Source organism: Streptomyces cavernicola (assembly GCF_029968035.1).
In the GTDB taxonomy this organism is placed as follows: domain Bacteria; phylum Actinomycetota; class Actinomycetes; order Streptomycetales; family Streptomycetaceae; genus Streptomyces; species Streptomyces cavernicola.
In genome coordinates, this window is record NZ_JASCIQ010000026.1 from 108,240 (window position 1) to 121,448 (window position 13,209).

The 13,209-nt window shown below is 72.3% G+C and carries 11 protein-coding genes and 1 pseudogene; 9 read left to right on the plus strand and 3 right to left on the minus strand.

What is annotated here, in order from left to right; genetic code table 11:
* Complete coding sequence (locus QIS96_RS23845; protein WP_282544753.1) at window positions 1-858, minus strand: hypothetical protein; 858 nt, start codon at window positions 856-858, stop codon at window positions 1-3.
* A gap of 71 nt (window positions 859-929) precedes the next feature.
* Here QIS96_RS23845 and QIS96_RS23850 point away from each other — a divergent pair, with 71 nt between their 5' ends.
* The 5 genes from QIS96_RS23850 (at window position 930) to QIS96_RS23870 (ending at window position 5,894) form a co-directional block, all read left to right on the plus strand.
* Window positions 930-1,898, plus strand: coding sequence for a Ppx/GppA phosphatase family protein (locus QIS96_RS23850; RefSeq protein ID WP_282544754.1), 969 nt, complete (start codon window positions 930-932; stop codon window positions 1,896-1,898).
* Window positions 1,899-1,973: 75 nt separating this feature from the next.
* Entirely contained in the window at window positions 1,974-2,837 is an 864-nt protein-coding gene (locus QIS96_RS23855; protein ID WP_282544755.1) for a sugar phosphate isomerase/epimerase family protein, read from the plus strand.
* Window positions 2,834-3,451: a TetR/AcrR family transcriptional regulator gene (locus tag QIS96_RS23860; RefSeq protein ID WP_282544756.1), complete on the plus strand. Its 618-nt coding sequence runs from the start codon at window positions 2,834-2,836 to the stop codon at window positions 3,449-3,451. The genes QIS96_RS23855 and QIS96_RS23860 overlap by 4 nt, the downstream gene beginning before the upstream one ends.
* Before the next feature lie 178 nt (window positions 3,452-3,629).
* The gene (gene ilvD, locus QIS96_RS23865; RefSeq protein WP_282544757.1) at window positions 3,630-5,483 is read left to right on the plus strand and encodes a dihydroxy-acid dehydratase; all 1,854 of its coding nucleotides are present in this window, start codon (window positions 3,630-3,632) and stop codon (window positions 5,481-5,483) included.
* Window positions 5,484-5,594: 111 nt separating this feature from the next.
* Window positions 5,595-5,894, plus strand: a complete 300-nt coding sequence (locus QIS96_RS23870) for an SH3 domain-containing protein (protein ID WP_408907242.1) — start codon at window positions 5,595-5,597, stop codon at window positions 5,892-5,894.
* A gap of 197 nt (window positions 5,895-6,091) precedes the next feature.
* Here the strand turns inward: QIS96_RS23870 and QIS96_RS23875 are convergent, their stop codons facing one another.
* A complete protein-coding gene (locus tag QIS96_RS23875) occupies window positions 6,092-8,476 on the minus strand; it encodes a protein kinase domain-containing protein (RefSeq protein WP_282544758.1) in 2,385 nt (794 codons plus the stop codon).
* A 141-nt stretch (window positions 8,477-8,617) separates the two neighbouring features.
* Between QIS96_RS23875 and QIS96_RS23880 the strand changes: the two genes are divergently transcribed.
* From QIS96_RS23880 to proC, 4 genes are all read left to right on the plus strand, one after another.
* The gene (locus QIS96_RS23880; protein ID WP_282544759.1) at window positions 8,618-9,130 is read left to right on the plus strand and encodes an EamA/RhaT family transporter; all 513 of its coding nucleotides are present in this window, start codon (window positions 8,618-8,620) and stop codon (window positions 9,128-9,130) included.
* A gap of 56 nt (window positions 9,131-9,186) precedes the next feature.
* Window positions 9,187-9,996, plus strand: coding sequence for an ABC transporter ATP-binding protein (locus QIS96_RS23885; protein ID WP_282544772.1), 810 nt, complete (start codon window positions 9,187-9,189; stop codon window positions 9,994-9,996).
* Complete coding sequence (locus tag QIS96_RS23890) at window positions 9,993-10,817, plus strand: ABC transporter permease (protein WP_282544760.1); 825 nt, start codon at window positions 9,993-9,995, stop codon at window positions 10,815-10,817. Before QIS96_RS23885 ends, QIS96_RS23890 begins: the two co-directional genes overlap by 4 nt.
* Window positions 10,818-10,921: 104 nt before the next feature.
* Complete coding sequence (proC, locus tag QIS96_RS23895; RefSeq protein ID WP_282544761.1) at window positions 10,922-11,731, plus strand: pyrroline-5-carboxylate reductase; 810 nt, start codon at window positions 10,922-10,924, stop codon at window positions 11,729-11,731.
* A gap of 45 nt (window positions 11,732-11,776) precedes the next feature.
* On the opposite strand, the pseudogene trpS reads toward proC, so the two are convergent.
* Window positions 11,777-12,771: pseudogene (gene trpS, locus QIS96_RS23900) on the minus strand (tryptophan--tRNA ligase).
* Between the last annotated feature and the right edge of the window lie 438 nt (window positions 12,772-13,209).

Genomic DNA, 13,209 nt, shown 5'->3' on the forward strand with positions numbered 1-13,209 from the left:
TCAGGACGGGTCCGCCGGATGCGGCGCCACCAGCGGGAGCTGGGACGCGAGCCGCTCCTCGCACAGCTCCGCGAGGCGCGCGTACCCCTTCTCGCCCATCAGCTCGATCAGCTCCGGGCGGTACGACTCGTACACCGCCTTGCCCGCACCGTGCGCCGAGGTCGCCGAGGTGCACCACCAGTGCAGGTCGTGGCCGCCGGGACCCCAGCCCCTGCGGTCGTACTCCCCGATGGAGATCTGCAGGACCCGGGTGTCGTCGGGCCGGTCGATCCACTCGTATGTCCTGCGGACCGGGAGCTGCCAGCAGACGTCCGGCTTGGTCTCCAGGGGCTCGCGGCCCTCGCGCAGCGCCAGGATGTGCAGCGAGCAGCCCGCGCCGCCGGCGAAGCCCGGACGGTTCTGGAAGATGCAGGAGCCCTCGAAGCGGCGGGTCTGGCGCTCGCCGTCCTCGTCCTCCTGGATCCAGCCCGTCTCCGCACCGACGTCGTGGTGCTGCCAGATCTCCGGCGTGAGCTTCGCCACGTGCTTCGCCACGCGCTTCTCGTCGTCCTCGTCGGAGAAGTGCGCCCCGAGCGTGCAGCAGCCGTCGTCGGCGCGGCCCGCCTGGATGCCCTGGCAGCCGCTGCCGAAGATGCACGTCCAGCGCGAGGTGAGCCAGGTCAGGTCACAGCGGAAAACCTGCTCGTCATCGGCAGGATCGGGGAACTCGACCCAGGCGCGGGCGAAGTCGAGACCCTGCTCGTCGGGAACGCCGGCGCCGGTCTTCTCGCCCTGCGCGGCGCTCTTCCCGTCCTTCTTCTTGGACGCCTTGGAAGGTTTGGAGGTTTTGTCGTTCTTCGCCTTTTTCGTCTTGGCCACGAATCCAGGGTATGCGTGCGGACCTGGTGGAGAGGACCGGTGGGCCTGCCGGGGGCAGTAGCGTTTTCCGTATGAGACTCGGTGTCCTCGACGTGGGTTCGAACACGGTGCATCTGCTGGTGGTGGACGCCCACCCCGGCGCGCGACCGCTCCCCGCGCACTCGCACAAGGCGGAGCTGCGGCTCGCCCAACTCCTCGACCCGGCGGGAGCGATCGGCCCCGAGGGCGTCGACCTGCTGATCACGACCGTGCGGGAGGCCCTGGAGGCCGCCGAGGACAAGGGCTGCGAGGAGGTGCTCTCGTTCGCGACCTCGGCGGTCCGCGAGGCCGGCAACGCCGACGCGGTGCTGAGGGCGGTCAAGGAGGCCACCGGGGTCGAGCTGCAGGTGCTCAGCGGCGAGGACGAGGCGCGGCTCACGTTCCTCGCGGCCCGCCGCTGGTTCGGCTGGTCCGCGGGCAAGCTGCTCGTCCTCGACATCGGCGGCGGCTCCCTGGAGATCGCGTACGGCATCGACGAGGACCCCGACGCCGCGGTCTCGCTGCCGCTCGGCGCCGGCCGGCTCACCGCCGCCTGGCTGCCCGACGACCCCGCCGACCCGCAGGACGTGAAGGCGCTGCGCCGGCACGCGCGCGCCCAGATCGCCCGTACCGTCGGCGAGTTCAGCCGCTTCGGCAAGCCCGACCACGTGGTCGCCACCTCGAAGACGTTCAAGCAGCTGGCCAGGCTGGCCGGGGCCGCGCGCACCGCCGAGGGCCTCTACGTCCAGCGGGAGCTGAAGCGGAAGTCCCTGGAGGACTGGGTTCCGCAGCTGGCCGCGATGACCGTGGCCGAGCGCGGGGAGCTGCCCGGGGTCTCCGAGGGGCGCGCGGCCCAGCTGCTCGCGGGCGCGCTCGTCGCCGAGGGCGCCATGGACCTCTTCGGCGTCGAGACCCTGGAGATCTGCCCCTGGGCGCTGCGCGAGGGCGTGATCCTGCGCCGCCTGGACCACCTCCCGGAGGGCGTCCAGCTGGACGAGAGCGCGGCTACGGCCACGGGCTGAACCGCACGCGGCGGTACGGCGACAGGGTCCAGGTCGCCTGCCGGGCGGGGCTCGGCGGCCCGTACCCTGTCCTTCGTGGCAGAACCAGTGGTGCGCATCCCGGATGCGAAGGTCGCCCTGTCGACGGCCTCGGTCTATCCGGAGTCGACGGCGACGGCGTTCGAGATCGCCGCGCGCCTCGGGTACGACGGCGTCGAGGTCATGGTCTGGACGGACCCCGTCAGCCAGGACGTCGAAGCCCTGCGCCGCCTCTCCGACTATCACGGCATCCCGGTCCTCGCCGTGCACGCGCCCTGCCTGCTCATCACGCAGCGGGTCTGGACGACCGACCCGTGGACGAAGCTGCAGCGCGCGCAGGCCGCCGCCGAGAAGCTGGGCGCGTCCACGGTCGTCGTGCACCCGCCGTTCCGCTGGCAGCGGCAGTACGCGCGCGACTTCGTCAGCGGCCTGTGGCGGATGGCCGACGAGACGGACGTCAGGTTCGCCGTCGAGAACATGTACCCGTGGCGCTACCGCGACCGCGAGATGCTCGCGTACGCCCCCGAGTGGGACGTCACCAAGGACGACTACCGGCACTTCACGGTCGACCTCTCGCACACCGCGACCGCCCGCACCGAGGCCCTGGAGATGGTCGACCGCATGGGCGACCGGCTCGCCCACATCCACCTCGCCGACGGCAACGGCTCCGCCAAGGACGAGCACCTCGTCCCGGGCCGCGGCACCCAGCCCTGCGCCGAGCTCCTCGAACGGCTCGCGCTCGGCGGTTTCGACGGCCATGTCGTGATCGAGGTCAACACCCGCCGCGCGATGTCCAGCGCCGAGCGGGAGGCCGACCTCGCCGAGGCCCTCGCGTTCACCCGGCTCCACCTCGCGTCCGCCTCGAACCGGGCCGCGTCGGGCCGTACGGCTTCGGGCCGCGCCGCGTCGGAGCGCGCGTGAGCGCCGAGGCCGAGCCGCCGCGCCGCCGCGGCCGGCCCTCGCGCACCGAGCGGGAGCAGGGGCCCGCGGCCCGCGAGCGGATCCTGGAGGCGGCCCGCTCCGAGTTCGCCGCGCGCGGCTACGACAAGACGTCCGTACGCGGCATCGCCAAGGTCGCGGGCGTCGACGCGGCGCTCGTGCACCACTACTTCGGCAGCAAGGACGAGGTCTTCGCCGCCGCGATCGAGGTCAGCTTCGAGCCCGCCCTGGTCGTCCCGGCCGTACTGGCCGAAGGCCCCGAGCAGGTCGGCGAGCGGCTCGCGCGGTTCTTCTTCTCGGTGTGGGAGAACCCGGCCACGCGTGCCCCGCTCCTCGCCGTGATCCGCTCCGCGGTGACCCACGAGGCGGCGGCCAAGGCGCTGCGCACGTTCGTCCTGCGGCGGCTCCTGGAGCGCGTGGCCGGCGACCTCGACGTACCGAATCCCCAGTTCCGCGCGGAGCTCGCCGCCTCGCACATGATCGGGATCGCCTTCGTCCGGTACGTGATCAAGGTCGAGCCGCTGGCCTCGGTGGACCAGGAGGAGATCGTCGCCCTGGTCGCGCCGACGCTGCAGCGGTATCTGACGCAGGCCTGAGCCCGCCGGCGGTGCCGGGCGGTGCCCGATGCGTGAGCCGGGCGTCCCGCATTCCGGACAGGCTGTCCGGATCTTGGATCGTGGGCGTACTCTCGAAGGGCAGTCTGACCCGTAGTGGATCTCAGGCCGCCCCCCAGTGGGACCCGTAACCAGGACCTGTATGAAGGAGCGATCGGCGATGCCCGAGCTGAGGTCGCGCACTGTCACCCACGGCCGCAACATGGCGGGCGCCCGCGCCCTTATGCGGGCCTCCGGTGTACCCGGCGCCGACATCGGCCGGAAGCCGGTCATCGCCGTCGCCAACTCCTTCACCGAGTTCGTGCCCGGCCACACCCACCTGCAGCCGGTCGGCCGGATCGTCTCCGAGGCGATCAAGGAGGCCGGCGGCATCCCGCGCGAGTTCAACACCATTGCCGTGGACGACGGCATCGCGATGGGCCACGGCGGCATGCTCTACTCCCTGCCCTCCCGCGACCTGATCGCGGACAGCGTGGAGTACATGGTCGAGGCGCACTGCGCGGACGCCCTGATCTGCATCTCCAACTGCGACAAGATCACGCCGGGCATGCTCAACGCCGCCCTGCGCCTGAACATCCCGACGGTCTTCGTCTCCGGCGGCCCGATGGAGTCCGGCCGCGCCACCCTCGTCGACGGCACGGTCCGCACGCTCGACCTGGTCGACGCCATGTCGGAGGCCGTCAACGACAGCGTCTCGGACGCGGACATGCTCCGTATCGAGGAGAACGCCTGCCCGACCTGCGGCTCCTGTTCCGGCATGTTCACCGCCAACTCGATGAACTGCCTGACCGAGGCCATCGGCCTGTCCCTGCCGGGCAACGGCTCGGTCCTCGCCACGCACACGGCCCGCAAGGACCTGTACGAGCGCGCCGGCCGGACGATCGTCGAGCTGACGGAGCGGTACTACGGCCAGGACGACGCGTCCGTCCTGCCGCGCAACATCGCCACGTTCAACGCCTTCGAGAACGCCATGGCCCTCGACATCGCGATGGGCGGCTCCACCAACACGATCCTGCACCTGCTCGCCGCCGCGCAGGAGGCCGAGGTGCCCTTCGGGCTCGACGCCATCGACGCGGTCTCGCGCCGGGTGCCGTGCCTGTCTAAGGTCGCGCCGAACGTCGCGGGCAGCAAGACGTACTACATGGAGGACGTGCACCGCGCCGGCGGCATCCCCGCCCTGCTCGGCGAGCTGCACCGCGGCGGCCTGCTCAACAAGGACGTGCACTCCGTGCACTCCGCCGACCTCGACTCCTGGCTGAACGAGTGGGACGTGCGCAGCGGCGCCGCCTCCGCCGAGGCCGAGGAGCTGTGGCACGCGGCGCCCGGCTGCAAGCGCACCGCCGAGGCCTTCTCGCAGTCCGAGCGCTGGGACTCCCTGGACACGGACGCCGAGGGCGGCTGCATCCGCTCCGTCGCGCACGCCTACTCGAAGGACGGCGGCCTCGCGGTCCTCAAGGGCAACCTGGCGGTGGACGGCTGCGTCGTGAAGACCGCGGGCGTCGACGAGTCGATCTGGACGTTCGAGGGCCCGGCCGTGGTCTGCGAGTCCCAGGAGCAGGCCGTCGAGAAGATCCTCACGCAGCAGGTCAAGGAGGGCGACGTCGTCGTCATCCGCTACGAGGGCCCCAAGGGCGGCCCCGGCATGCAGGAGATGCTCTACCCGACCTCGTACCTGAAGGGCCGCGGCCTCGGCAAGGCCTGCGCGCTGATCACCGACGGCCGTTTCTCCGGCGGCACTTCGGGCCTGTCCATCGGCCACGCCTCGCCCGAGGCGGCCTCCGGCGGCACGATCGCCCTGGTCGAGGACGGCGACCGGATCCGCATCGACATCCCGAACCGGCAGATCGAACTCCTCGTGGACGAGGACGAGTTGACCCGTCGTGAGGCGGCGCTCGGCGGCACGTACGCCCCGAAGGGCCGCGAGCGCAAGGTCTCCGCGGCGCTGCGGGCGTACGCGGCGATGGCGACCAGCGCGGACAGGGGCGCGGTGCGGGACGTCTCCAAGCTCGGCTGACCCTCTTTCGCTGCTGCGGGCCCCCGTCCAGGGAACTGGTGGGGGCCCGTTGTTCGTCCTCATGGGGGACGGCACGCGCAACGGCGTGCCGCTGACACGGGGGAGAGCAGCATGAGTGAGCAGGTCACGATCAGAGACGCGGTCTCGGCGATGCAGACCGCGGCCGCCGGCACGCGCACGTACACGGTCGTCGCCGACGTCAACATCCGCTCCGGGCCCGGCACTTCGTACGCGAAGATCGGCACGCTCAGCGCGGGCAGCCGCGTCACGCTGCAGTGCCAGACCCCCGGCCAGACGATCACAGGCCCGACGGGAACGACCCGCATCTGGGACCGCATAGGCTCCGGCCGCTACGTCTCGGACGCGTACGTCCGCACAGGCAGCGACGGCTACGTGGCGCCTCGCTGCTGAGGCCCCGATGGGCGGACGCTGTGTGGGGGTGGCGGCCCCGACAGGGGGCGCGGGGAACTGCGCGACCAGCCACGACGGACGGGCCAGCCGCCGACGAACAGAACGCGCACGGCGAGGATGCGGTTGTGGGGCGACGCCCCACGCGGCGACGCCCCCGCACGCGCGAGCAAGGCAGGGTCACGGGGGCGCAGCCCACGTCAGTCCTCCACCGGCGGCCGCTCCGCATCGAACCCGAAAACCGTGTTCCCACCAGCAGAAACAATCACCGCACGCCCCGCCAGACTCACCCGGGCCGTCGCACCCGTCTCGCTGCCGGGGCTCTCGACCCGCGGCTGCGAGGCCCACACCAGGTCCCCGTCGCGTACGTCCAGGGCGGCGACGCGGCCGCTGGCCGAGCCGAAGTACAGCACCCCGCCGGCGGCGACGGGCGCCGAGGCCCACTCGACGCCGGTCTGCCGGGACCAGCGCACCCGCCCGGTCGCCGGGTCCACGGAGTGCACCCGTCCGTTCTGCTCGACGAAGTGCAGCGCGCCCGCGACCACCGTGGGCGCCGCCCCGTCGGTCACCTCGACGTCATCCCCGTCCGCCCCGCGCAGCGCGTGCTCGGAGACCTTCCCGGTCCGCGGGTTGAACACCGCCACGGCCGCGTACCCGGCGAGGTCGAGTCCGGCCATCCGCTCCTGGACGAGCACCAGCTTCCCGTCCGCCTCGCCGACGGGCCGCCACGGACCCTTGAGCGGCACGGGCTCGCCGAGCCGCCCGTCCGCCGGGTCGACGAGCCGCAGGATCGGTCGGCGGATCTGGACGGCGTCGACCTCCGCGGTCGAGGCGCAGATCGCGTAGAGGCGCGCGGCACGCGGCCCCGGCGCGTACGGCGCGCACTGCGTCCCGGACGGGAACGGCCGGGACCAGCGCACGCTGCCGTCGCCGCCCGCGCGCCGCGCCTCGATCCGGCTGCCGCCCGGGTCCACCGACAGCACGTCCCCGCGGTGCAGCACCGCGCTCTGCGTACGCCCCATGAGCAGCGTCGACTCCCCGCCGAGCGGTGCGGACCAGCGCTCCTCGCCGTCCTCGGTGAGCGCGACGACCTGGGGCGGCGCGGCGCTGTCGGGGATGCGATAGCCGACCACGGTGGGCCCGGAACCCTCGGACCCCTCGGGATTCCCGCCTGCGGCGGTGCTCGTGGCCGTGTCCCCGGATGCCGTCCCCGCCACTCCGACGAAGTGCATCCCGTTCGCCGGTACGCCCGGACTCCGCACCGTCCACAGCGGCTTGCCGTCGGCGGCCCGCAGCCGGGTGGCGACGACCCCGCCGCCCCCGCAGTACACATCGGCGCCGCGCGGCACACAGCGCAGCTCGTCGGGGATGTCCTTCCCGCCCCGCACCGACACCTGCCAGGGAGCGAAGCCCTCGGGCAGTGGCTTTCCGGTGGAGGCGGGCCCCGGCGGCTCGCCCTGCGCCGCGTTCTGCGGGTCCGAGCCGTGGTCCGCGCCGCGGTCCGGGCCGAGCAGGGTGACGCCGCTCGCGACCGCCGTCACCGCGACGGCGGCGGCGAGCACGGACCGCCAGCGTCTGCGCAGACCGGGCCCGATGCCGGTGAGCGTACGGGACCCGGTACCCGAATCCGCGCCCTCCCTCGGTGCCCGCTCCGGCCCGGGAACCTCCGTCCGCACCCCTGCCCGAACCTCCGCCCGCGCGCCCCCGCCGAGCACCTGCGTCGCGGAGTCCACCGCCGCGCCCGCGCCGGCAGGGGTACCGAATCCCGCCATCCCGAAGTCCTCCGGAAGCGCGAGCAGTCGGGCAAGCAGCTCGTCCGTGGACGGCCGCTCGCCCGGGTCCTTCGCGAGGCACGGCTCCACCAGGGCCCGCAGCACCGCAGGCACCTCGCTCAACTTCGGTTCCTCGTGCACCACTTGGTACGCCGTGATGTACGGGCTGTCCGCGTCGAACGGCCCCTGCCCCGTCGCCGCGAACACAAGCAGCGTGGCGAGCGAGAACACGTCCGACTCGGGGCCCACGTCCCGCGGGGCCTGCAGCTGCTCCGGCGACATGAACGGCGGCGTGCCGATGACCCGCCCCGTCATCGTCAGCGTCTGGTGGTCGGCGGCGCGCGAGATGCCGAAGTCGATCACCCGGGGGCCCTCCGCCGAGAGCACCACGTTGGACGGCTTGAGGTCGCGGTGCACCACGCCGACCCGGTGGATGTCGCGCAGCGCCTCGGCGAGCCCCACGGCGAGGGCGCGCAGTTCGGCGCCGCCCAACGGGCCGCCCGACTCGATCCGTTCGGAGAGCGTGGGGCCCTCGATGTACGCCGTGGCCATCCACGGGAGCGCGCCCTCCGGGTCGGCGTCGACCACGGCCGCCGTGAACGCCCCGCTGACCCGCCGGGCCGCCGAGACCTCCTGCCGGAACCGGGTCCTGAACTCCTCGTCGTCCGCGAACTGTTGATGGATCAGCTTGATCGCGACCCGCCGCCCCGACGCCGTACGCGCCAGATAGACGGTGCCCATGCCGCCCGCCCCGAGCCGCGCCTCCAGCGGGTAGCCGCCGATCGCCTCCGGATCCCCTGATCGCAGCCGCACTGCCGCCGACCTCCCCCAGTCGCCCCCGGCCGTCGCACCGGCCGTCCGACCAAACTAGCGCGCCGCACCGACAACGGACGCCCTCGGGTGCGGTAGCGCGCGCTCCGTATATCCGCCCCGCCGCGCGCGATAATCGACGACGTGAGCGACGCATCCGAACCGGCGCCCAGCGCCCGGGAAACCGCGGGCGGCCCCGAGCCCGAGCCCATCCGCTTCTTCGGCACGACCTGGCTGGACCACTCCGGCAAGTACGGGCTGCGCCGCGCCGCCGTCGCCCTCGGCTCGATCTCGGCCGCGTTCGGCGGCTGCCTGCTGCTGCGCTTCGCGTACGAGGGCCTGGAGATCGCGCAGGTCGGCGCCTTCGTCGACATCCTCGTCGTGGCCGTCTTCGCGATCTGCAGCGCGCTCGCCTTCCGCCGCACCTGGGACGCGTACAGCCGTCGCCCGGACCCGCGGACGCAGGCGTCGCTGCGCTCGGCGACCGCCATCGGCTTCATCGGCGCCCTGCTCGCGTACTTCCTCCGCTCCCTCACCGAGGCCCCCGGCGAGCAGCTCCGCCGCGCCGAGTACGAGGCGGCCCGCAAGCAGTACGAACGCCGTACGTCGCGCCGCGCGGGCAACCCGGCCAACCGCGGCAAGAAGAAGCGCGCGTAGCGGCGAGCCCCACGTCTTGACGCCCTGGCTCACCCAGGAGAATAATTCATCACGTGATGAATTATTCGACCGGAGGGGCAGCAGCCGTGCAGCCCGCAGTCCACGCCGCCGACCTCTCCGTCGTACGCGGCGGCCGCCCCGTCCTTCGCGGCCTCGGCTTCGACGTGCCGCGCGGCCAGGTCACCGGCCTCCTCGGCCCCTCGGGCTGCGGCAAGACCACGCTGATGCGCGCGATCGTCGGCACTCAGGCCAAGGTCACCGGCACGCTCCAGGTCCTCGGCCACCCGGCCGGCGCCCCCGAGCTCCGCTCCCGCATCGGGTACGTCACCCAGGACCCCTCCGTCTACGACGACCTGACGGTCCGCCAGAACCTTGACTACTTCGCCGCGATCCTCGACCCCGGCCGCGCGGCCGCCGCCCGCCGCCGGGACGACGTCGCCCGCGTCATCGCCGAGGTCGACCTCACCTCGCACGCCGACGCCCTCGCCGGCGCCCTCTCCGGCGGCCAGCGCAGCCGCGTCTCGCTCGCCGTCGCCCTGCTCGGCAGCCCCGAACTCCTCGTACTCGACGAACCCACCGTCGGCCTCGACCCGGTGCTCCGCCGCGACCTGTGGAACCTCTTCCACGCCATCGCCGACCGCGGCGCCACCCTCCTCGTCTCCTCGCACGTCATGGACGAGGCCGAGCGCTGCCACCGCCTCCTCCTCATGCGCGAGGGCGCGATCCTCGCCGACGACACCCCTGACGCCCTCAGCGAAGCCTCCGGAAGCGTCGAGTCCGCCTTCCTCCACCTGGTCGACGAGGCCGACGCACACGCGAACGCCGACGACACGACCACCGCCGAACGACAGGAGCAGGCGCGATGACCCCCTCAGCCGAAACCGCCCCACCCGGACCCGGCCCCGGACCCGCGCCCGGACCCGCAAATCCATCCGCACGCGCGCGTGCCTTCTCCGCGTCCCGCACGATCGCCACCACCGCGCGCGTGCTGCGCCAACTCCGCCACGACCCGCGCTCGATCGCCCTGATGCTGTTCGTCCCCTGCGTGATGCTGCTCCTGCTGCGCTACGTCTTCGACGGCAGCCAGCGCACCTTCGACGCCATCGGCGCCTCACTGCTCGGCATCTTCCCGCTGATCACGATGTTCCTGGTGACGTCCATCGCCACCCTCCGCGAGCGCACCTCCGGCACCCTGGAACGCCTCCTCGCCATGCCCCTCGGCAAGGCCGACCTGATCCTCGGGTACGCCCTCGCCTTCGGCCTGCTCGCCGTCGTCCAGTCCGCCCTCGCGACGGGCCTCGCCCTGTGGGCCCTCGGCCTCGACGTCATCGGCTCGCCCTGGCTGCTGCTCCTGGTCGCCCTCCTGGACGCCCTCCTCGGCACGGCACTCGGCCTCTTCGTCTCCGCCTTCGCGGCCTCCGAGTTCCAGGCCGTCCAGTTCATGCCGGCGGTGATCTTCCCCCAGCTCCTCCTCTGCGGCCTCTTCGCCGCCCGCGACACCATGCACCCCGTACTGGAGGCCATCTCCGACGTCCTCCCCATGTCGTACGCGGTCGACGGCATGAACGAAGTCCTCGCGCACACCGACATCACCGCCGACTTCGTCCGTGACGTCCTCGTCGTAGCCGCCTGCGCCCTGCTCGTCCTCGCCCTCGGCGCCGCCACCCTCCGCCGCCGCACGCCCTGAGACACCTCCGTACGGAGAGTCGTACCGCCCATCGGACAGCCGGACCGGACGCGCGGTCGCGATGCGAGGATGACCGTGGACGACTCACCGGAAGGCACCCGCTCATGACCCAGAAAGTCGCAGTCCTCGGCACCGGCAAGATCGGCGAGGCCCTGCTCAGCGGAATGATCCGGGCCGGCTGGGCCCCCGCAGACCTCCTGGTCACCACCCGCCGCGCCGAACGCGCCGAGGAACTCCGCACCCGCTACGGCGTCGACCCGGTCGCCAACGCCGAGGCCGCCAAGCGCGCCGACACCCTGATCCTCGCCTGCAAGCCGCAGGACATGGGCGCACTCCTCGACGAACTCGCCCCGCACGTCACCGCGGACCGCCTGGTCGTCAGCGCGGCGGCGGGCATCACCACGGCCTTCATCGAGGAACGCCTCCCCGCGAGCACCGCGGTCGTCCGCGTCATGCCGAACACCCCGGTCCTCGTCGACGAGGGCATGTCCGTCATCTCCGCCGGCTCCCACGCCAGCGCGGACGACCTCGCCCACGCCGAGGCCATCTTCGGCGCCGTCGGCAAGACCCTCCGCGTCCCCGAGGCCCAGCAGGACGCCTGCACTGCGCTCTCCGGCTCCGGACCCGCGTACTTCTACTTCCTCGTCGAGGCCATGACCGACGCCGGCATCCTCCTCGGCCTGCCCCGCGACAAGGCCCACGACCTCATCGTCCAGGCCGCCATCGGCGCCGCCGTGATGCTCCGCGACAGCGGCGAACACCCGGTCAAGCTCCGCGAGAACGTCACGTCCCCCGCGGGCACCACCATCAACGCCATCCGCGAGCTGGAGAACCACGGCGTACGCGCGGCCCTCATCGCCGCCCTCGAAGCCGCCCGCGACCGCAGCCGCGAACTGGCCTCCGGCAACGGCTGAGACAGCCGCGGCGCCGTTCCTCGCGAACGGCGCCGCGCGCCACCTTCAGGCAGGCATCAGCCCCATCGCCCGGTACGCGGCGTCCACCGTCGGCCGCGCCATCGCCCGCGCCTTCTCGGCCCCGGCCCGCAGCACCGCGTCGACCCGCCCCGGCTCGGCACACAGCTCCCGGTGCCGTTCACGCACCGGCCGCAGCAACTCGACGACGGCCTCGGCGACCGCCTTCTTCAACTCCCCGTACGAATCGAAGGCCCCGCTCAACTCCTCGGGCCCGCGCCCCTCACAGGCCGCCAGAATCTCCAGCAGATTCGACACCCCGGGCTTCGCCTCACGGTCGTACACGACCTCCCGCCCACTGTCGGTCACGGCCCGCAGCACCTTCTTCCGTACGACATCGGGCTCGTCGAGCAGATAGACGATCCCCGCGGTGGAGTCGTGCGACTTGCCCATCTTCGACGTCGGCTCCTGCAGATCCATCACACGCGCGGCGACCTTCGGCGGCGTGGCCCGCGGGACCACGAAGGTGTGCCCGTACCGCTGGTTGAACCGAACCGCCAGATCCCGGGTGAGCTCCACATGCTGCGTCTGGTCCTCACCCACGGGAACCTCGTCCGCCCCGTACGCCAGGATGTCCGCCGCCATCAGCACGGGATACGTGAGCAGCGACAGCCGCACACTCCCGCCCCGCTCCCGCTCGATCGCGGACTTCTCCTTGTACTGGATCATCCGCCGCATCTCCCCGTCGTTGGCGACGCACTCCAGGAGATACGAGAGCCGCGCGTGCTCGTCGACATGGCTCTGCACGAACACCGCGCACCGCTCCGGATCGAGCCCGGCCGCCAGCATCAACGTCGCCGCCTGCCGACTGAGCCGGTACACACGCGCCGGATCGTGCTCCACGGTGAGGGCGTGCAGATCCACCACGCAGAACAACGACTCCGCGCGGTGCTGGTCCCCTCTGCCCACTGGCGCAGCGCGCCCAGGTAGTTCCCCAAGGTGAGGTGCCCGGTCGGCTTGATGCCACTGAAGATCCGCGTCACTGCTGCTCCTCCTGAGTCGTGGCCACCGCCGGTCCGCCGGCCGAGCCGCGGTCCTCAGGAAGGGGATACGCAAACGGCCGCCGAGGCGGCGGCCGTTGATGCACGCGTGAGTACGGCCGCCGTCAGGCGGCCCACCACTCCTGGGTGCACGCGTGCGTAGTCATGCAGCCACCATAGCCAGCCCAGCCCGAGGTTGACAGGGCCATTCGGCCTACGTAGAGTCCTTCGAGTTGTCCGACGTGAGCGCCGACTTCGGTTGGTCCCCGGACAGCCATTCAGCAAGAACCCACTGATCGAACCGCGCATCGTCGCGGTCTTCTTTTCGTGTGCTTTTGCGGAATGTGGAATCCGCGTTCGAAAGGGCGCAGCCCCGATTAGGTTCGGGGCCGGGATTCCGCTAAAGTCTCACTCGTCGGAACGGCCCAACAGCCGCGAAAG